17 protein-coding genes are annotated in these 18,877 nt (G+C 69.4%); 10 read left to right on the forward strand and 7 right to left on the reverse strand.

What is annotated here, in order from left to right:
* Complete coding sequence (lpdA, locus tag DIE16_RS13090; RefSeq protein WP_124487548.1) at nt 1-1,392, forward strand: dihydrolipoyl dehydrogenase; 1,392 nt, start codon at nt 1-3, stop codon at nt 1,390-1,392.
* A 122-nt stretch (nt 1,393-1,514) separates the two neighbouring features.
* Here the strand turns inward: lpdA and DIE16_RS13095 are convergent, their stop codons facing one another.
* Nucleotides 1,515-1,742 (reverse strand): hypothetical protein, encoded by a 228-nt coding sequence (locus DIE16_RS13095; RefSeq protein ID WP_124892386.1) that lies wholly within the window; start codon nt 1,740-1,742, stop codon nt 1,515-1,517.
* A gap of 54 nt (nt 1,743-1,796) precedes the next feature.
* Here DIE16_RS13095 and DIE16_RS13100 point away from each other — a divergent pair, with 54 nt between their 5' ends.
* From DIE16_RS13100 to DIE16_RS13115, 3 genes are all read left to right on the forward strand, one after another.
* Nucleotides 1,797-2,474, forward strand: coding sequence for an SOS response-associated peptidase family protein (locus DIE16_RS13100; protein WP_124892461.1), 678 nt, complete (start codon nt 1,797-1,799; stop codon nt 2,472-2,474).
* Nucleotides 2,475-2,790: 316 nt separating this feature from the next.
* A complete protein-coding gene (locus tag DIE16_RS13110; protein ID WP_124892387.1) occupies nt 2,791-4,221 on the forward strand; it encodes a cytosine permease in 1,431 nt (476 codons plus the stop codon).
* A 177-nt stretch (nt 4,222-4,398) separates the two neighbouring features.
* Nucleotides 4,399-5,457, forward strand: coding sequence for a porin (locus DIE16_RS13115; protein WP_124892388.1), 1,059 nt, complete (start codon nt 4,399-4,401; stop codon nt 5,455-5,457).
* A gap of 109 nt (nt 5,458-5,566) precedes the next feature.
* On the opposite strand, the gene DIE16_RS13120 is transcribed toward DIE16_RS13115, so the two are convergent.
* A complete protein-coding gene (locus DIE16_RS13120; protein WP_124487628.1) occupies nt 5,567-6,523 on the reverse strand; it encodes a LysR family transcriptional regulator in 957 nt (318 codons plus the stop codon).
* 166 nt (nt 6,524-6,689) lie between these two features.
* On the opposite strand from DIE16_RS13120, the gene DIE16_RS13125 reads away from it, so the two are divergent.
* Genes DIE16_RS13125 through DIE16_RS13135 form a run of 3 tightly spaced genes read left to right on the forward strand, consistent with a single transcriptional unit; the run spans nt 6,690 to nt 10,344 of the window.
* A complete protein-coding gene (locus DIE16_RS13125) occupies nt 6,690-8,000 on the forward strand; it encodes an MFS transporter (protein WP_124892389.1) in 1,311 nt (436 codons plus the stop codon).
* Between the two features lie 30 nt (nt 8,001-8,030).
* Nucleotides 8,031-9,296 carry a Zn-dependent hydrolase gene (locus DIE16_RS13130; protein ID WP_124892390.1) on the forward strand — a complete coding sequence of 422 codons (1,266 nt, stop codon included), beginning with the start codon at nt 8,031-8,033 and terminating at the stop codon, nt 9,294-9,296.
* Between the two features lie 25 nt (nt 9,297-9,321).
* Nucleotides 9,322-10,344, forward strand: coding sequence for a histone deacetylase family protein (locus DIE16_RS13135; RefSeq protein ID WP_124892391.1), 1,023 nt, complete (start codon nt 9,322-9,324; stop codon nt 10,342-10,344).
* Nucleotides 10,345-10,544: 200 nt separating this feature from the next.
* Here the strand turns inward: DIE16_RS13135 and DIE16_RS13140 are convergent, their stop codons facing one another.
* Nucleotides 10,545-11,750, reverse strand: coding sequence for an MFS transporter (locus DIE16_RS13140; protein WP_124892392.1), 1,206 nt, complete (start codon nt 11,748-11,750; stop codon nt 10,545-10,547).
* Nucleotides 11,751-12,553: 803 nt separating this feature from the next.
* On the reverse strand, nt 12,554-13,465 hold the full coding sequence (locus DIE16_RS13145) for a LysR family transcriptional regulator (protein WP_124892393.1): 912 nt from the start codon (nt 13,463-13,465) through the stop codon (nt 12,554-12,556).
* Between the two features lie 177 nt (nt 13,466-13,642).
* Between DIE16_RS13145 and DIE16_RS13150 the strand changes: the two genes are divergently transcribed.
* On the forward strand, nt 13,643-14,563 hold the full coding sequence (locus DIE16_RS13150; RefSeq protein WP_124892462.1) for a pyridoxal-phosphate dependent enzyme: 921 nt from the start codon (nt 13,643-13,645) through the stop codon (nt 14,561-14,563).
* Nucleotides 14,564-14,844: 281 nt separating this feature from the next.
* On the opposite strand, the gene DIE16_RS13155 is transcribed toward DIE16_RS13150, so the two are convergent.
* Nucleotides 14,845-16,071: a DUF2242 domain-containing protein gene (locus tag DIE16_RS13155; RefSeq protein ID WP_124892394.1), complete on the reverse strand. Its 1,227-nt coding sequence runs from the start codon at nt 16,069-16,071 to the stop codon at nt 14,845-14,847.
* A gap of 138 nt (nt 16,072-16,209) precedes the next feature.
* Nucleotides 16,210-17,103, reverse strand: a complete 894-nt coding sequence (locus tag DIE16_RS13160; protein ID WP_124892395.1) for a LysR family transcriptional regulator — start codon at nt 17,101-17,103, stop codon at nt 16,210-16,212.
* 108 nt (nt 17,104-17,211) lie between these two features.
* On the opposite strand from DIE16_RS13160, the gene DIE16_RS13165 reads away from it, so the two are divergent.
* On the forward strand, nt 17,212-17,967 hold the full coding sequence (locus DIE16_RS13165; RefSeq protein WP_124487557.1) for a TerC family protein: 756 nt from the start codon (nt 17,212-17,214) through the stop codon (nt 17,965-17,967).
* A 61-nt stretch (nt 17,968-18,028) separates the two neighbouring features.
* Nucleotides 18,029-18,331 (forward strand): zf-TFIIB domain-containing protein, encoded by a 303-nt coding sequence (locus tag DIE16_RS13170; protein ID WP_124571590.1) that lies wholly within the window; start codon nt 18,029-18,031, stop codon nt 18,329-18,331.
* Nucleotides 18,332-18,445: 114 nt separating this feature from the next.
* Here DIE16_RS13170 and DIE16_RS13175 read toward each other — a convergent pair whose 3' ends face one another.
* Entirely contained in the window at nt 18,446-18,862 is a 417-nt protein-coding gene (locus tag DIE16_RS13175) for an Hsp20/alpha crystallin family protein (protein ID WP_124892396.1), read from the reverse strand.
* Nucleotides 18,863-18,877 lie beyond the last annotated feature (15 nt).

The raw sequence follows: 18,877 nt of genomic DNA on the forward strand, positions 1-18,877 counted from the left end.
ATGAAGAACGAACACACCACGCTGCTCGTGATCGGCGGCGGGCCGGGCGGTTACGTCGCCGCGATTCGCGCGGGGCAGCTCGGCATTCCGACGGTGCTCGTCGAGCGCGACCGGCTCGGCGGCACGTGCCTGAACATCGGCTGCATTCCGTCGAAGGCGCTGATCCATGTCGCCGATGCGTTCGAGCAGGCGCGCGGGCAGGCCGGCGAGGGGATGCTCGGGATTCGCGTGCGCGCGCCGGAGATCGACATCGCGAAAAGCGTCGCATGGAAGGACGGCATCGTCGAGCGGCTCACGCGCGGCGTCGGCGCGCTGCTGAAGAAGCACGGCGTGCGCGTGCTGCACGGCGACGCGCGCGTCGTCGACGGCAAGACGGTCGACGTCGTCGCCGGCGACCACACGACGCGGATCGCCTGCGAGCACCTGTTGCTCGCGACGGGTTCGGAGCCGGTCGCGCTGCCGTCGATGCCGTTCGGCGGCCACGTCGTCTCGTCGACCGAGGCGCTGTCGCCCGCGTCGTTGCCGAAGCGGCTGGTCGTCGTCGGTGCCGGCTACATCGGGCTCGAACTCGGATTCGTCTATCGCAAGCTCGGCGTCGACGTCAGCATCGTCGAGGCGGCCGAGCGCGTGCTGCCCGCATACGACGCGGAACTCGCGAAGCCGGTCGCCGATTCGCTCGCGCGGCTCGGCGTCGGGCTATGGACGGGCCACAAGGTGCTGGGCCTCGCGAGCGACGGCGCGGTGCGCGTGCAGGCACCCGACGGCGCGGAGAAAACCCTGCCGGCCGATCGCGTGCTGGTCGCGGTCGGCCGCCGGCCGCGCGTCGACGGCTTCGGGCTCGAATCGATGCCGCTCGATCGCAACGGCCGCGCGCTGCGCATCGACGACGAATGCCGGACGTCGATGCGCAACGTATGGGCAATCGGCGACGTCGCCGGCGAGCCGATGCTCGCGCATCGCGCGATGGCGCAAGGCGAGATGGTGGCCGAGCTGATCGCGGGACGGCGCCGCAAGTTCACGCCGGCCTCGATCCCGGCCGTGTGCTTCACCGATCCCGAGGTCGTCACGTCCGGCTGGTCGCCCGACGACGCCAAGGCGGCCGGTGTCGACTGCATCGGCGCGTCGTTCCCGTTCGCGGCGAACGGCCGCGCGATGACGCTGCAGGCGACCGACGGTTTCGTGCGCGTCGTCGCGCGGCGCGACACGCACCTGATCGTCGGCTGGCAGGCGGTGGGGCGTGGCGTGTCGGAACTGGCCGCCGCGTTTTCGCAGTCGCTCGAGATGGGCGCGCGGCTCGAGGACATCGGCGGCACGATCCACGCGCATCCGACACTCGGCGAAGCGATGCAGGAGGCGGCGTTGCGCGCGCTGGGACATGCGCTGCACGTGTGAGCATGTGCCGGCCCGTGCGGCTGATCGAAGCCCCGCCACGGCGGGGCTTCTTGTTTGTGTCGATCGCGGGCGTCGGCTTCGTGTCTCCCGCGCCGGATTCGACATGACGGTTCGCGCTTCGACTATCCGGATTGCCGACGATCGGTCAAGGCCGACGCCGCGCTCGACGCGCGCCCGGGCGTGCAGGTGATCGGATCGGAACGGTTGGCCTGAACCGGAACCGGCGACGACGTGCCGCCGGCGGCACGGCTGAACGAACGGACGGCCAGCGCCGGCGGTTCGCGCACGACGCCGTCAAGCGGGCCGACCCGTTGCAAGACTGTTTCGTCACACCAGGCAATAGCGGACATGTGGCGTGCATGCTGACCTACGATGAAGACATCGCGTCCATCGTCTGCCCAACCATGTGCACCCACTACCGCGCTCCCGATGAAGACCCGGGCATCAGCGAGCTGAGGATCGGCATCGGCGACCTGTTCCGCCGCGATCCGTGGGAACCCGACGTATATCCGGACTATGCGGCGCCCATCGCACGTGCCGACGGCGACGGTCTCTCGGTCGTCAGCGCGGTGTTCGGCTTCTGGCCGAAGTTCATGCAGCCCGAGCGTCTCGACGAGCACGGCCGCAAGCGAAAGAAGCTCGATACGGTGAATGCGCGCGCGGAGACGGTCGGTGAGTCGCGACTCTACGGCAACGCCTGGCGCAATGGCCAGCGCTGCCTGATTCCGGCGCGCTGGATCTTCGAGCCGTGCTACGAGATGGGCCGCAACGTGTGGCACCGGATCGGCGTCGACGGCTGGCAACCGTGCTGCATCGCCGGCATCTGGCGGCGCTACGAAGCGGCCGACGGCCGCGAGCGGATCGGCATGACGATGCTCACGGTCAACGCCGACGATCATCCGGTGTTCGCGCGCATGCACCGGCCCGGCGACGAGAAGCGGGGCGTCGTGATCCTGCGTCGCGACGACTACGACGAATGGCTGCATGCACGCGACGTCGAGGCCGTGCGGCGCATGCTGACACTCCTTCCTGCGGCCGACATGGTCGCCGCACCCGATCCCGTGTCGCCCGCCGGCGCCTGAGCTTTCGTTTTCCATGCATTTGTCATACGCACAACCGACTGCTCCGCGGGTCGGACGTATCCCGTTCTCTCAGACGATTTCTAAAATTCCCGGATTCCGGGTAATCACCGATATCAGCCAAGTTGTATATACAAGATCATCCGCTGGCAATGTCGGCACACGTCGTGCCCGTTGCGCGCCAGCGTGCTGACCGTGCGTGCGTGGCGCATGCCGGCGATCCACGGCGCCCCGCACCCGACGAGCCGAAAGGGCGGCTCGGCACGTTTTCCGTCTCGTCCCAACCATTTGCGATCCTCAGTATCTTGGAGATTTACCCGTGTCAACGAATCCCAGTGGAAAAGCCGGCGGTCTGATCGAGGTACGCTCGATCGATTTCATTCCCGACGCCGAACGCCACGGCGGACTGCTGAGCCAGTTCACGCTGTGGCTGTCCGCGAACATGCAGATCACGGCCATCGTCACGGGCGCGCTGGCGGTCGTGCTCGGCGGCGACGTGTTCTGGTCGCTGGTCGCGCTGCTGCTCGGCCAGTTCATCGGCGGCGCGGTGATGGCGCTGCACGGCGCGCAGGGGCCGCAGCTCGGGTTGCCGCAGATGATCTCGAGCCGCGTGCAGTTCGGCGTCTACGGCGCGATGATCCCGATCGTGCTCGTGTGCCTGATGTACATCGGTTTTTCCGCCAGTGGCTCGGTGCTTGCCGGGCAGGCCGTCGCGCAATTGCTGCACGTCGACGACGCGGCCGGCATCCTGTTGTTCGCGGCCGTGATCGTCGTGCTGACGGTGTTCGGCTATCGCGCGATCCACTTCGTCGGCCGGATCGCGAGCGTGATCGGCATCGTCGCGTTCGTCTACATGTTCACGCAGCTGTTCGCGAACCACGACGTCGGCGCACTGCTCGCGAACCGGCACTTCTCGCTCGCGAGCTTCCTGCTGTCGATGTCGCTGTCCGCGTCGTGGCAGATCGCGTTCGGCCCGTACGTCGCCGACTACTCGCGCTACCTGCCGCGCTCGACGTCGTCGGTCGCCACGTTCCTCGCGGTCGGCCTCGGCTCGGTGATCGGCGCGCAGGCGGCGATGGTGTTCGGCGTGTTCGCGGCGGCGCTGGCCGGCAGCCAGTTCGCGCACCACGAGGTGTCGTACATCGTCGGCCTCGGCTCGACGGGCGCCGTGGCCGCGCTGCTGTACTTCAGCATCGCGTTCGGCAAGGTGACGGTGACCGCGCTCAACGCGTACGGCAGCTTCATGTCGATGGCGACGATCGTCAGCGGCTTCCGCGGCAAGGGCGCGGTGTCGTCGAAGAGCCGTCTCGTGTACATCTTCGGGATGATCTGCGTGTCGACGCTGATCGCGCTCGCCGGCCGCCATTCGTTCCTGAAGGAATTCACCGCATTCATCCTGTTCCTGCTCGCGTTCTTCACGCCGTGGAGCGCGATCAACCTGGTCGACTACTACTGCTTCACGCGCTCGCGCTACGACGTGCCGGCGCTGTCCGATCCGGACGGCCGTTATGGCCGCTGGAACGCGATGGCGATCACGATCTACGTGGTCGGCATCCTGGTGCAGCTGCCGTTCATGTCGACGCACATCTACACGGGCCCGCTCGTCGACGCGCTCGGCGGCACCGACATCTCGTGGATCCTCGGCCTCATCGTGCCGGCCGTGCTGTACTACGTCGGCGCGCGTGCGTCGCGGCGCAGCATCCCCGAGCGCCTGATCCTGCCGCTCGAACGCGGCGAGGTTCATCACTGACGCATCGCGTCGTCCGCCGGGCCGGCCTGCAGCCGGCCTGAGCGGCCCGCCGCGCCGAACCGGGCGCGACCGGCTGCCGCGCTGTACCTCACCTTCGTCATCCGCGATGCCGGCATGGCAGACCACCGTGCCCGGCATCGTTCCATTCTCCTTTCATTGAATAGTAAGACTAAGCAGATGAACGCACGAGACAATCGTTCCCGGGCGCGATCGGCGCATGCCGGTCTTCGCATGGCCGTTACGGCCGCATGCCTGGGTGGGTCGGGCGCCGCGCTCGCGCAGGACGGCGTCACGCTGTACGGCGTGATCGACGAATTCGCGCAGTACGTGAATACCGGCAACGGCTATACCGCGGCGATCGGCTCGGGCGGCCAGTGGGGCAGCCGCTTCGGGCTGAAGGGCGGCGAGGACATCGGCGGCGGCCAGAAGATCGAGTTCGCGCTCGAGAACGGCTTCAACCCGAACGACGGTTCGCTGGCAAGCTCGGGCAGCATGTTCAACCGGCAGGCGTGGGTCGGCATCGCGGGGCAGTGGGGCAAGGTGCGCGCGGGCCGCCAGAATTCGCCGCTGTTCAACGACCAGGGCGGGCAGGACGCGTTCGGCGGCGTCACGCAGGCGTCCGGCATGGACAACCTGACCGTGTTCGCGTTCCGCACCAGCAATACGCTGTCGTACCAGAGCCCCGAGATCGCCGGTTTCCAGGCCGGCCTGTATTTCGGATTCGGCGACGCGGGCGGCGTGCGCTCGGCTGGCTCGAGCCAGCAGTTCGACCTGACCTACGAGCACGGGCCGTTCGCGGCATTCGTCGCAGGCCAGTGGCTGAAGAACAAGACCGCGACCACGACCGATCGCACGATCATGGCCGGCGCGTCGTACGCAATCGGCAAGGCGACGGTGTACGGCGGCTTCTCCACGGTGAAGTGGGCCGACCTCGGGATCGATTCGCGCGTGTACGGGCTGTCGGTCAAGTACCAGCTCAATCCGGCGAACTACGTCGCGCTCGGCTATGCGTACCTGCATGACCAGACGTCGCAGGGCGACAACGCGGACCAGTTCGGGCTGATGTACGAATACGACCTGTCGAAGCGCACGAGCTTCTACGGCGCGCTGTCGTACCTGCGCAACCGCAACCAGGCCGGCTACACGCTCGCCGGCGCGGCGAACCCGGGCCTGCCGCTCGCGTATCCGGGCGCGAATGCGCGCGGCGTGCAGCTCGGCATCGTGCATCGCTTCTGACGAGGCATCGGGCGCCGGGCCGCGGGTCGGCGCCTGTTTCCCGTCACGGGTGCACGCAATCGCGCGCCGGCATGCGTGCGCCCACATTCGCGCGCCAACATCCGCGCGCTCACATCCCCAGCCGTTCCGCGAGCGAATGACGCTGCATGCAGCGCTCCATCGCGTCGAGGAACGCCTGCTCGGCCGCGTTCATCTTGCGGTCGCGATGCCACAGCAGGAACACGTCGACGTCGACGAGCCCATCGTCCGGCGGCAGCCGCCACAGGCGTTGCTGCGCGATGTCGTCGCGCACGATGTGCTCGGGCAGGCAACCGATGCCGTAACCGGCGAAGATCAGCCGCCGAACTTCCTCGAGGCTCGGCGACGACGCGACGATGCGCCCGGTGAAACCCTTCTGGTCGCGGAACACGGTGAGCGGCGACAGGCTGTCGCCGATCTGGTCGCTCGTAAACGACACGAAGTTTTCCGCGAGTAGGTCGTCCATCCGCAACTGCGTCTGCCCGAACAGCCGGTGATGGCGGCCGCAGTAGATCGCATAGCGCTGCCGCAGGAAGCAGCGCATCTCCAGCTTGTCGTGCGGCGTGCGGCACAGGCCGAGCCCGGCGGTGGCCGTCTTCTGCAGCAGCGACGACAGGATGTCCGACGAGCGCATCACCTCGATCTGCAGGTCGATGCGCGGATACGCGCGATGGAAGTCGGCGAGGAATTCGTCGTAGACGGGCGACTCGATGCGGCTCACCGTCAGCAGCCGGATCGAGCCGGTGAGGTCGGCCGTGCTGTCGTCGAGCTCCGTTTCGAGCCGCGACACGCCGCCGTAGATGTCGCTCGCGATCCGGTACACGGCTTCGCCGGCCGGCGTCGGCGCGAAGTGCGCGCCGCGCCGCTCGATCAGCTTGCGCTCGAGGGCCTCCTCGAGCCGCCGCAGCGCCTGGCTCACGGCCGGCTGCGTCACGTGCAGGCGCGCGGCCGCCCGGCTCACGCTGCGCTCCTGCATGATCACCAGATACGTGCGCAGCAGGTTCCAGTCGAGGCGGTCGTTGAGGAAGGGGGCGAGGTCGGCGCGCATCGGGTCAGTCATTAGCTGAATTTATGCGCGAAATAATAACTTGAAATTTGACTAATGATGTGCGGTCGCCGATAAAGGAGGGGCGCCGCACCGTGCGGCGCGAGGCCGCGACAGACGGCCGGCCATCACGATATCGCGCGTGCCGCGGCGCGCGCCAGGAGCCCGCATGACCCAGTCCCTTCCTTCCGCCCGCCAGCCGGCGCGTGCCGCGACGGCCGCGTTCATCGGCACGATGATCGAGTGGTACGACTTCTACATCTACGCGACCGCCGCCGCGCTCGTGTTCGGGGAACTCTATTTCCCGTCGCATGACCGCTTCGTCAGCACGATGGCGTCGTTCGCGACGTTCGCGGTCGGCTTCTTCGCGCGCCCGCTCGGCGGCATCGTGTTCGGCCACCTCGGCGATCGCATCGGCCGCAAGAAGGCGCTGATGACGACGCTGATGATGATGGGCGTCGCGACCGTCTGCGTCGGGCTGCTTCCCGACTATTCGAAGGTCGGCATGCTCGCGCCGGTGCTGCTGATCGCGCTGCGCGTCGTGCAGGGGATCGCGGTCGGCGGCGAGTGGGGCGGCGCGGTGCTGATGGCGGGCGAACACGCGCCGCAGGGCCGCCGCACCTTCTTCGCGTCGTTCGCGCAGCTCGGCAGCCCGGCCGGGCTGATCCTGTCGCTGGTCGCGTTCCGCGCGGTCACGTCGATGGACAAGGCCGACTTTCTCGCCTGGGGCTGGCGCCTGCCGTTCCTCGCGAGCTCGGTGCTGCTCGTCGTCGGCATCCTGATCCGGCTCGGCGTGAACGAGTCGCCGGAGTTCGCGCGCGTGAAGGAGACGAACCGTACCGTGAAGCTGCCGGTCGCCGAAGTGTTCCGCTCCGCATCGGGGCTCGTGCTGCTCTGCATCGGCGCGAACACGATCGGGATCGCGGGCGTCTATTTCACCAACACGTTCATGATCGCGTACACGACACAGTACGTCGGTGTGTCGCGCTCGCTGATCCTCGACAGCCTGTTCGCGGTCGCGATCATCCAGTTCATCGCGCAGCCGATCGCCGCGTGGATCGCCGAGCGCATCGGCGGCGCGCGTTTCCTGAAGATCGCCGCGCTGCTCGCGATGCTGTCGCCGTACCCGATGTTCATGCTCGTGCAGGGCGGCACGTCCGCGTCGCTCGTCGCGGGCATCGCGCTCGCGGTCGTCTGCATGGCCGGTTTCTATTCGGTGATCGCCGGCTTCGTGAGCGGCGTGTTTCCCGCGCACGTGCGCTATTCGGCGATCTCGCTCGCTTACCAGATCTGCGGCGCGCTCGCGGGCGGCCTGACGCCGCTCGTCGGCACCTGGCTCGCGCATCGCTTCGCGGGCCAGTGGTGGCCGCTCGCGGTGTTCTACACGGGGCTCGCCGGCGTCTCGCTGCTTTGCATCGTCGCGCTCGACGCGCGCCGCGCGGCCCGGCCGGCCGCCGCCGAAGCGCTCGGCTCGCGCTGAAACTCAACGAACGAATTCATCGGAGTGCAAATGAAAGACCTGCTGGAAATCGACGGTGCCCGCCTGTGGCGGAGCCTGGCCGACATGGCGCGCATCGGCGCGACGCCGCGCGGCGGTGTGCGGCGCCTTGCGCTGACCGACGACGATCGGCGCGGGCGCGACCTGTTCGCGCAGTGGTGCCGCGACGCGGGAATGACGGTGAGCGTCGATGCGGTCGGCAACCTGTTCGCGCGGCGCGCCGGCACCGATGCGCAGGCCGCGCCGGTGCTGATCGGCAGTCATCTCGACACGCAGCCCGAAGGCGGACGCTTCGACGGCGTGTACGGCGTGCTCGCCGCGCTGGAGCTCGTGCGCACGCTGAACGATGCGGGCATCGCGACCGACAAGCCGCTCGAGATCGTGTCGTGGACCAACGAGGAAGGCGCGCGTTTCGCACCGGCGATGCTCGGCTCGGCGGTGTTCACGGGTGCGCTGCCGCTCGACGACGCGCTCGCGAAGCAGGATGCCGACGGTGTCACGCTCGGCGCCGCGCTGGACGCATGCGGCTACCGCGGCACGCGCGCGCCGGGCGGCGCGCTCGACGCGTATTTCGAAGCGCATATCGAACAGGGCCCGGTGCTCGAGGCGAACGGCACGACGATCGGCGTCGTCACGGGCGGGCAGGCGATCCGCTGGCTCGACGTGAGCGTGACGGGCGTGGCCGCGCATGCGGGCACGACGCCGATGCCGTATCGAAAGGACGCGTATTTCGCGAGTGCGCAGATCGCGCTCGAACTGGAACGGATCGTCGCGGGCTACGCGCCGCGCGGGCTCGCGACGATCGGGCAGGTCGGCATCCGCAACGCGTCGCGCAACACGATCGCAGGCGACGTGACGTTCACGGTCGACCTGCGCCATCACGACGACGCGCAGGTCGATGCGATGGAGCGCGAGCTGCGCGATGCCAGCGCGCGCGTGGCCGCCGCGCGCGGCGTTCAGGTGTCGATCGAGACCTGCTGGCGCAGCCCGGCGACGCCGTTCGACCGCGCCTGCGTCGAACTGGTCGCGCAGGCGGCGGCCGCATTCGGCTACACGAACGAGCGGATCGTCAGCGGCGCCGGTCACGACGCGATCCTGCTCGCGCGCCGCGTGCCGACCGCGATGGTGTTCATCCCGTGCGTCGACGGGCTGTCGCACAACGAGGCCGAAGACGCGTTGCCCGACGACGTGACGCGCGGCACGAACGTGCTGCTCCACGCGGTGCTCGCGCGCGCGGGCGTCGCGACGCGCGTGGCCGCGGCCGCGCACGACGCATGACACGGCGAATCGACGAGGACCCACGATGAAAACCTATTTCCACCCCGAACAGTTGCTGCACCATCCGCGCACCTACCTGTCGCGCGGCAGGATGCGCGAGCCGCAGGAGGTGCCCGAGCGCGCGGCGCGGCTGGTCGCGGCGGTGCATGCGCTCGACTTCGACGTGCGCGAGCCGGCCGACCGAGGCACCGCGCCGATCGCGGCCGTGCACGACATGAACTACCTGCGTTTTCTCGAGGAGGCGCACCGCGACTGGAAGCGGATGCCCGACGACTGGGGCGACGAAGTGATGTCGAACGTGTTCGTGCGCGACCCGAACCCGCTGCGCGGCGTGCTCGCGAAGGCCGCGCGCTATCTCGCCGACGGCAGCTGCCCGGTCGGCGCGAACACGTGGCGCGCCGCGTACTGGTCCGCGCAGAGCGCGCTCGCGGCCGCGGCGGACGTGAACGACGGCGCGCGCGATGCGTACGCACTGTGCCGGCCGCCCGGCCATCACGCGCGCCGCGATGCGGCCGGCGGCTTCTGCTACCTGAACAATGCGGCGATCGCCGCGCAGGCGCTGCTCGGCCGCCATCGCCGGGTCGCGATCCTCGACACCGACATGCATCACGGGCAGGGCGTGCAGGAAATCTTCTACGGCCGCGACGACGTGCTGTACGTATCGATCCACGGCGACCCGACCAATTTCTATCCGGTCGTCGCCGGTTACGAGGACGAGACGGGCGCGGGCGCCGGCGACGGCTACAACCTGAACCTGCCGATGCCGCATGGCGCGCCCGAGTCGGCGTTCTTCGAGCGGCTCGACGACGCGCTGCGCGCGCTCGCGCGGTTCCAGCCCGACGCGCTCGTGCTCGCGCTCGGCTTCGACATCTACAAGGACGACCCGCAATCGCAGGTGGCCGTCACGACCGACGGGTTCGGCCGGCTCGGCGGCGCGATCGGTGCGCTCGGTTTGCCGACGGTGATCGTGCAGGAGGGCGGCTATCACCTCGAGAGCCTCGACGCGAATGCGCGCGCGTTCTTCGGCGGGTTCACTGCCGCGCGCTGAGGCGCTGAGACGTCGATACGTCGATGCGTCGAAACGTCGAAACGTCGAAACGTCGAAACGTCGAAACGTCGAAACGTCGAAGCGGCGGCCCGCGATGCGCGATGTGCGGGCCGTCAACGAAAATGCCCGCACCGGAATCCCGGCGCGGGCATTTCTCAATCGCGGTGCCGCGTATCGGCACCACGCGGATCACCGGGCGCTCACGAATTCGCGGCGACCGGCGCGCGGCGGCGCTGGATCATCTGCAGCGCGACGAGCGCGAGCCCCGCCGCGGCGATCAGCCCGCCGACGAGCGGCACCGCCGCGTAGCCGAAGCCGGCCGAGATCGCCGCGCCGCCTGCTGCCGCGCCGACTGCGTTGCCGAGGTTGAACGCGCCGATGTTGACGGCCGACGCGAGGCCCGGGGCTTCGTGTGCGGCACGCATCACGCGCATCTGCAGCGGCGGGACCACCGCGAACGTCGCGACACCCCAGACCAGCAGCGTGACCGCGGCGCCGGCATGGGTGCGCGCGAGCAGCGGGAACGCGGCCATCGTCACGATCAGCAGCACCAGGAAACCGATCAGCGTGCCGTCGAGCGAGCGGTCGGCGAGGCGGCCGCCGGCGATGTTGCCGATCGAGAAGCCGACGCCGATCAGCACGAGCATCGCGGTGACGAAGCCGGGCGTCGCGCCGCTCAGGTGTGCGAGCGTCGGGGCGACATACGTGTACAGCGTGAACATCGCGCCGGCGCCGAGCACCGTGGTCGCGAGCGCGCCGAGCACGACCGGGCGCGTCAGCACCGACAGTTCGGCACGCAGGTTCGGCATCCTGCCGGCTGCGCCCTTCGGCAGCGCGGCGAACAGGCCGGCGATCGCGATCAGGCCGAGCACGGCGGTCGCCGCGAACGACATGCGCCAGCCGATCATCTGGCCGAGCCAGGTCGCGGCCGGCACGCCGCCGACGTTCGCGATCGTGAGGCCCATGAACATCGTCGCGACCGCGCTGGCCTGCTTTTCGCGCGGCACGAGGCTGGCCGCGACCACCGAGCCGAGCCCGAAGAACGCGCCGTGGTTCAGGCTCGTGACGAGTCGTGCGAGCAGCAGCGTCGTGTAGTCGGGCGCGACGGCCGACAGCAGGTTGCCGATCGTGAAGATCGACATCAGCGCGATCAGCGCCGAGCGGCGCGACCAGCGCGCGAGCAGCAGCGTCATCAGCGGCGCGCCGACCATCACGCCGATCGCATACGCGCTGATCAGCATGCCGGCCTGCGGAATCGACACGTGGACGCCGTCGGCGATCACGGGCAAGAGGCCCATCGGCGAGAACTCGGTCGTGCCGATGCCGAACGCACCGGCGGCGAGCGCCAGCAGCGGCAGCGCGGCGCTGCCGCCCGGGCGGGAAGGGGAAGAAGTCGTGGTGTTCACGCGATGCGCTCCGGTAAGCATGGGGCAACGGCACCGGGCCGTTGTGGACAGGGTGAAGTGTGCCTGCGTTACTTTTGCGGAAAAAGCCGTGCTCGGGCGAAATTATCTTGATTTCATGTCAACAATGCGCGATTGGGGCGGCACGCGCGTACGGCCCGCCGGGCGGAGCTTCCCGCGACGCGACGGCCGGCCGCCGGCCGTGCGGACGATCGAACCGTATCCGGAGCAAGGTTTTCGTCGTCGGACGGAACGCGGTGTCCGGGCGGATGCGCGATCCGCTTGAGCGTCGCGCTCGATACGCGGCGGGTGTTCGACGTGATGCGGGCGGCAGGCGGGGCAGGCGGGGGCGGGCCGGCGCGCGGCGTCGTCAGGCCGGTCGGGCGACGGGCCGCACAGCCGGCGGGCCCGGCGCGAGCGCGTCATCCTTCCCGCCAACCCACCCTTTGCCGGCGCGGCTTGCCGCCCAAAAAAATCCCCGGTCACAGGGGGACCGTGACCGGGGCGGAAAGGCATCCTCTCTTTGGCACGAGGGTGGATGCGGGCGCAGTATATTTCGGTGCATAACGTTTCGAAGTGACGTTAAACGGCCCTTTTTGGCGTCAATTTGAAAATTCCGCCGTGATGGCGTCGATCGTCACCCATTCGAAAGATTGGTCGTGCACTCGGACGGACGTTCCGGGTGCGCGATGACGGCAATGCCGGCCGTCGTCCGAAACGACTGCGCGCAGACGGCCGAATTCGCTGCCGCGCGACGAGGCGGAATCCGCCGGCGTCGCGCGGGTCGCGCATGCCAGGCCGGTCGGTCAGTCCGCCTGTCCGGCCGCGTCGCGCACCGCCTCGAGAAACCGCGCGACGACGGGCGAGGCCGGCGCCGCCGCATCGTCGAACACGAACTCGATGTCGAAGCGGCTCGCGAGTTCGTCGAGTGCGACGAGCCGGACCGTGCGCGGGCACGTCGGCGACGCGCTTTCCGGCACGAATGCGCAGCCCATGCCGGCTGCGACGAGACCGATCAGCGTCGGGATATCGCTGCCGACCTGCGCGATGCGCGGCGTGAAACCGGCCCGGTCGCACTGAGCCATCAGGAAGCGGTGGTGTGCGGCGGAGCGCTGCGCGTCGAACCAGACGAACGGCTCGTGGGCGACGTCGGCGAGCGTGCGCGGCGCGTGGAAGCGGCCGCCGGGCGGCGCAGGCATCGCGAGCACGAAGCGATCGCTCAGCAGCCGCACGCCCGACAGATGCGGCGCCTCGTCGCGGCGCCACGCCATGATGCCGCCGTCGAGCTGGCCGCGCATCAGCGCCGCCGCCTGTTCGGCCGACAGCATCGGCGCGATCGACAGTTTCACGTCGGGACACGCGTCGCGAAACGCCTTCAGCACGTTCGCGACGACCGGCAGCGGCAGGCAGTTCGGCAGCGCGCCGAGGCGCAGTTCGCCGAGCTGGCCGGCCGCGCTGCGCAACGCGCGTTCGCGGCTGTCCTGCAATGTCGCGAGCAGGCCCGTCGCATCCTGCAGGAAACTCGCGCCGGCCGCCGTGAGCGTGACGCCCGTCGCGCGGCGGATCAGCAGCGGCGTGCCGATCGCATCCTCGAGCTCGCGGATCTGCCGCGACAGCGCGGGCTGGACGATGCCGGCCGCGCGGGCGCCGGCCATCACGCTGCCGGCTTGCGCGACGGCCACGAAGTAACGCAGGTGACGCAGTTCGATCTGGCGCATGCGGTGTCGGCTCCGGTGTTCGGTCTCGATTCGGTGGATATGCCCGTCAAGCATATCAAGTGCCATCCAATGGTATTGGAAAGCATGGCGGGCGTGCCGTACGATGGTCGTCGTTGCCGTGCCGGTTCACTGGCCCGTGCGTTCTCCTTGCCCCGATTCCCGACCGTGTCCCGCACCATGCCGCTTCATATCCAGACCCCCTATATCCGCTCGCAAATCGCGTCGCGCCGTCTCGGCAAGAACATCCGGCTGAAGCTCGACGCGCTGCAGCCGTCCGGCTCGTTCAAATTGCGCGGCATCGGCGCGGCGTGCGAAGCGCGGCATGCGGCCGGCGCGCGCCGGTTCGTGTCGTCGTCGGGCGGCAATGCGGGCATCGCGGTCGCGTATTGCGGCCGCGAGCTCGGCGTGCCGGTGCTCGTCGTCGTGCCGGAAACCGCGTCGGCCCGCGCGCGGGAGCTGATCCGCGTCGAGGGCGCGGAGGTGGTCGTGCATGGCGCGAGCTGGGCCGAGGCGAATGCGTTCGCGCTGTCGACCGTCGGTACGCAGGACGCGTTCGTGCATCCGTTCGACGATCCCGTGCTGTGGCAGGGGCACGCGACGATGATCGACGAGATGGCGGCGGCCGGCCCGAAGCCCGACGTGATCGTGCTGGCGGTCGGCGGCGGCGGGCTGCTGTGCGGCGTGCTCGAGGGGCTCGCGCGCAACGGCTGGCACGACGTGCCGGTCGTCGCGGTCGGGACGGAAGGCGCCGACAGCTACGCGCGCTCGGTCGCGCACGGGCATCCGGTCGAATTGCCGGCGATCACGAGCATCGCGACGTCGCTCGGCGCGAAGCGGCCGTGCGACGCGGCGCTCGAATGGGCGAAGCGGCACGCGATCCATCCGGTCGTCGTGTCGGACGCGCAGGCGGTGGCTGCGTCGCTGCGGTTCCTGGACGAGCACCGGATCGTCGTCGAGCCGGCGTGCGGTGCTGCGCTGGCCGCGCTCGAAGAACCGGTGCCGGTGCTTGCTTCGGCGTCGGAGATCGCGGTGATCGTGTGCGGCGGCGTGACGGCAACGGCCGAGCAGATGCGGACGCTGAACGCGACGCTGCGGTAACGCGCTCGGGCATGTGACGCAGCGCAGCCGGATCGTGATGCGGACGAAGATGTCACGGTGAAGTGACGGCGAAGTGACGGCGGGGCGGGACCGGTCGCGGGCATCCGCGGAGTCGGGGGCGTGTCGTCTGTCGCGACGGGCTGTTTCCGCTCGCGGGTTAAGTCACGCCGGGCGCGCGCAGCCAGTGGCCGGGGGCAAGATCTTCTCGTCTGAGGGTGACGGGGCGGGGATCGGCCGGCGCACCGCGCGCACGGCGCGCGGCGCGGCGAGGGCGCGCGCGGTCAGTTCGCGGACGGCGCGCTGGCGCCGGTCGGCGCGGACGACGCGACGGGGTCGGCAGCAGCGGGTGCGGACGTCTTGCCTGCCGGCGTCGGAGCAGCGTTCGAGGGCGTCGGCGCGGACGCCGCCGGCGCAGGCACGGACGATGCCGCCGTGGTAGCGGCAGACGTCGACGTGGCCGGCGTCGAAGCGGACGTAGGCGCCGAAGCGGAAGTGGGCGTCGAAGCTGAAGCGGGTGCGGAGGCTGACGCGGGCGTCGAAGCCGAGGTGGGCGCCGAGGTCTTAGCAGGTACCGCAGCCGAAGCAGGCGCCGAAGCCCGCGCCGAGGCCGAAGCTTGTGCCGAACCCGAACCCGAACCCGAACCCGAACCCGAACCCGAACCCGAACCCGAACCCGGCGCGGCACTCGCCGCAGCCCCCGAACCCACTCCGGCTCCCAACCCCGACCCGACGGCCCGCATCGTCCCCGGCGCGACCACGGCCGATGCCGCAGCAGGCACGGCCGGCACGACCGACGTGCCCGACGTCGGCGCGACGCTCGGCACGGACAGCGGCACCGGCGCCGCCGGCGGCGTCGGCACGACCGGCGTCGTCATCTTCATCGGCTCGCCCTGCGGCGTCGGCGCGGGCTCGGGCAGCGGCGTCACGGGCTCCTTCTCGGCCGCCTTCACGGTCGCGCGATCGCGGCGGGCCGGATCGATCTTCAGGAAATGCTCGACGAGATTGAAGAAGCGCTCGTAGAACACGCCGGCGGGAATCGTCTCGCTCGCGGTCTTCACGAGCGCGTCGTCGCTCGACCCGATCGGCAGCGACAGCGAACCGAACACGCTGAGCCCGACGCTCGCCGACGTATTCGACTTCTTCAGCGTGTAGCGGTCCTGCACCGCGTTCACGTACGCGATGCTCGACGAGCCGTCGGCAGTCGCGTCCGCGCACACGACGTGAAACTCGATCACGACGTGCATGTCGTTGCTCGGCTGGAAATTCTTGCTGCCGTCGACCGCGTCGTTGCGCGACGACGACACGACATAACCCTGGCTCAGCAGCGCGCGCCGCGCGGCCTCGCAGGAAGCGTCGGATTTCGAGTGGAACGTGTGCGCATACGGGCTGCTGGTCGCGTCGAACTGCTCCTGCTGGTAGATCGGCTTGGGTGGCGACGAGCACGCCGCCAGCACGGTCGCGGCCGCGAGCGCGCACGAAACGGAAAACAGGCGAAATCGGTTGTGCATGGCGTCTTTCAATAGGCTCGGCGAGATGCCGCGCGGGGCTGCGGGCGCAACGCACGCGGCGGCGGGGCCGGTGCGATGCGCGTGGCAATCTCGTATGGCCGGGGCGTCATTATAGTTTCGTTTGATGTCGCGCTCGCTTCAGCCGGCCGGCGCCGGCCGCGCGGCGGCGAGCAAGCGCGACGCCAGCGGGTGGTGTTCGCCGCGCCGCGAGCGGATCGCATGGATTTCCTCCGTCACGTCGCCCGCCCGGCCGAGCCGGCGCAGCCCGCGCAGCAGCGATGCGTCGTTCGCGCCGAGTTCGCTGAGCGGAAACACGCCGAGGCCGCGCGCCGCGAACACGGCCATCAGCGCGCTGTCCTCGAATTCGCCAGCGATGCGGGGCACGATCCGTTCCCGCTCCAGCCACAGGTCGAGGCGCGCGCGCAGCGCCGAGTGGGCGGTCGGCAGCAGCACCGGCAGGTCGGCGAGGCACGCCGGAAAGCGCTGTCGCGCGGCCGGCGTGACGAGCGCCGCGGGCCCGTACCAGTCGACCGGCGACGCGACGAGCCGCTCGCTCGTCACGCGCAGGTTCGACCCCGACGGTGCACCCTGGCCCGCCAGCACGAGGTCGAGGTGATGCAGCGCCAGTTCCGCCAGCAGCGCGTCGTGCTCGCCCTCGTGGCACAGCAGCCGCAGCGTGGGCGTATCGAGCACCGGCGCGAGGAGCGCATGCGCGGCGAGCTTCGATATCCCGTCCGCGAGGCCGACCGCGAGCCGCACGGTCGGCTGGCTGGCCGCCGCGCGCACTTCGTCGGGAATCAGCCGGCCCATCTCGAAGATGACCTCCGCACGCGCATACGCGGCCTGGCCGGCGTCGGTCATCGCGACACCGCGCCCGGCCGGGCGCAGCAACTGGTGGCCGAGCGACTTTTCCAGTTCGCGGACCTGCGCGCTGATCGTCTGCACGGCCATGTCGAGCCGCTCGGCGGCCCGCGCGAAGCCGCCTTCCTTCACGACGACCCAGAAATAGTACAGATGGCGGAAATTCAGCATCGGATCGTTATTTCGTAAAAACCGAACCAAAGATCAGATTTTCTCTGATTTTTGCGAAGTCGTGCGCCACCTATCATCGGGCTTTCCACCTTCGAATCGGCCCTTTTCATGGACTACCTGCTGACGCTTGCCGCCGACCCCGCCGTCTGGGCCGCGCTCCTGACGCTCGTCGTGATGGAAGTCGTGCTCGGCATCGACAACCTGATCTTCATCTCGATCCTCAGCAACAAGCTGCCCGAAGCGCAGCGCGCCCGCACACAGCGCCTCGGCATCGCGCTCGCGCTCGTGATGCGCCTCGCGCTGCTCGGCAGCGTCGCGTGGATCGCGAGCCTGACCGAACCCGTGTTCACGCTGTTCGATCACGCGTTCTCTTGGCGCGACATGATCCTGCTGTCGGGCGGCCTGTTCCTCGTATGGAAGGCGACCACCGAGATCCATCACCACGTGTCGCATGACGGCGACGGCGCGGGCGCATCCGGCGGCGCGGCCGGCCTGACGATGTGGGCCGCGATCGGCCAGATCGTGATGCTCGACATCGTGTTCTCGATCGACAGCATCGTGACCGCGATCGGCATGACCGAGCACGTCCCGATCATGTTCGTCGCGGTGATCGTCGCGGTGTCCGTGATGCTGTTCGCCGCACAGCCGCTCGCACGTTTCATCGACCGCAACCCGACCATCGTGATGCTCGCGCTGTCGTTCCTCGTCGTGATCGGCATGACGCTGATCGCGGAAGGCTTCGGGTCGCACGTGCCGAAGGGCTATATCTACGCGGCCATGGCGTTCTCGGCGTTCGTCGAGGGCATGAACATGCTGGCGCGGCGTGCGAAGGCGAAGCGCGTGGCGCGGCGCGAAGGTCATTGAGCCAAGCGGGCGGGCCGTGGCCCGCCCGCGATTCGGAATGTCCGACGAAACGAGAAACGCGATGAAATGTCCGGTCTGCAAGACGCCTGACCTGCTGATGGCCGAGCGACAATCGATCGAGATCGACTACTGTCCGACGTGCCGCGGCGTGTGGCTCGATCGCGGCGAACTCGACAAGCTGATCGCGCGCGAAACCGGCGACGGGCCGGCGCGCCGCGACGAGGTGCCGGTGCGGCACGATGCGCAGGCGCCGCGCGGGCGTGATGACGGCTGGGGGCGCGACGGCCGCGTGCCCGACGACCGTTACCGGCACGACGGCCGGCGTCGCAAGAAGTCGGTGTTCGACCTGTTCGATTTCGATTGAACGCGACGGCGAGCGTGTCCTGCTCGGCACATCGAAAAAAAGCCCCGCCGCGCGTCATGCCCGGCGGGGCTTCGTCATTCGTCATGCGCGTCGCGTGACGCTTACGCGACGGCGTTACGCGTTGCCGGCCGTCACGTCGATGCGGCGCGGGCGCGTTTCCTCGCGGCGCGGAATCGTCAGCGTGAGCACGCCGTCGCGCAGGCTCGCATCGATCCGCGACGTGTCGAGGTCGGGGCTCAGCACGAACGTGCGCACGTAGCGCGGCGCGCGGACTTCGGCGTGACGCACGCGCAGGTCGGCCGGCGTGTCGATGCGTGTGTCGGCTTCGATCGTCAGCGTGTTGTCGTGCACCTTCACGTCGAGGTTTTCGCGCGGCACGCCGGGCAGGTCGGCACGCAGCGTGACGCGCTGCCTGTCTTCGACGATATCGACGGCCGGCGTGATCGCGGGCCGGCGCGCGGCTTCGGCGGCGGCTGCCTGCGTGGCACCGGTCTGGCGTTCGGTCAGGGTCTGGCTCTGGCTCGTATTCATATCGTTCTCCTGAAG

It is taken from the genome of Burkholderia sp. Bp9090 (genome assembly GCF_003857985.1).
GTDB lineage: Bacteria > Pseudomonadota > Gammaproteobacteria > Burkholderiales > Burkholderiaceae > Burkholderia.

Coding starts and splice junctions, on each gene's coding strand:
- DIE16_RS13165 (WP_124487557.1), top strand. CDS start 17,212: ATGGACTACCTGCTGACGCTTGCCGCCGACCCCGCCGTCTGGGCCGCG.
- DIE16_RS13115 (WP_124892388.1), top strand. CDS start 4,399: ATGAACGCACGAGACAATCGTTCCCGGGCGCGATCGGCGCATGCCGGT.
- DIE16_RS13095 (WP_124892386.1), bottom strand. CDS start 1,742: ATGTCCGCTATTGCCTGGTGTGACGAAACAGTCTTGCAACGGGTCGGC.
- DIE16_RS13120 (WP_124487628.1), bottom strand. CDS start 6,523: ATGCGCGCCGACCTCGCCCCCTTCCTCAACGACCGCCTCGACTGGAAC.
- DIE16_RS13130 (WP_124892390.1), top strand. CDS start 8,031: ATGAAAGACCTGCTGGAAATCGACGGTGCCCGCCTGTGGCGGAGCCTG.
- DIE16_RS13160 (WP_124892395.1), bottom strand. CDS start 17,103: ATGCTGAATTTCCGCCATCTGTACTATTTCTGGGTCGTCGTGAAGGAA.
- DIE16_RS13135 (WP_124892391.1), top strand. CDS start 9,322: ATGAAAACCTATTTCCACCCCGAACAGTTGCTGCACCATCCGCGCACC.
- lpdA (WP_124487548.1), top strand. CDS start 1: ATGAAGAACGAACACACCACGCTGCTCGTGATCGGCGGCGGGCCGGGC.
- DIE16_RS13150 (WP_124892462.1), top strand. CDS start 13,643: ATGCCGCTTCATATCCAGACCCCCTATATCCGCTCGCAAATCGCGTCG.
- DIE16_RS13100 (WP_124892461.1), top strand. CDS start 1,797: ATGTGCACCCACTACCGCGCTCCCGATGAAGACCCGGGCATCAGCGAG.
- DIE16_RS13175 (WP_124892396.1), bottom strand. CDS start 18,862: ATGAATACGAGCCAGAGCCAGACCCTGACCGAACGCCAGACCGGTGCC.
- DIE16_RS13145 (WP_124892393.1), bottom strand. CDS start 13,465: ATGCGCCAGATCGAACTGCGTCACCTGCGTTACTTCGTGGCCGTCGCG.
- DIE16_RS13125 (WP_124892389.1), top strand. CDS start 6,690: ATGACCCAGTCCCTTCCTTCCGCCCGCCAGCCGGCGCGTGCCGCGACG.
- DIE16_RS13170 (WP_124571590.1), top strand. CDS start 18,029: ATGAAATGTCCGGTCTGCAAGACGCCTGACCTGCTGATGGCCGAGCGA.
- DIE16_RS13155 (WP_124892394.1), bottom strand. CDS start 16,071: ATGCACAACCGATTTCGCCTGTTTTCCGTTTCGTGCGCGCTCGCGGCC.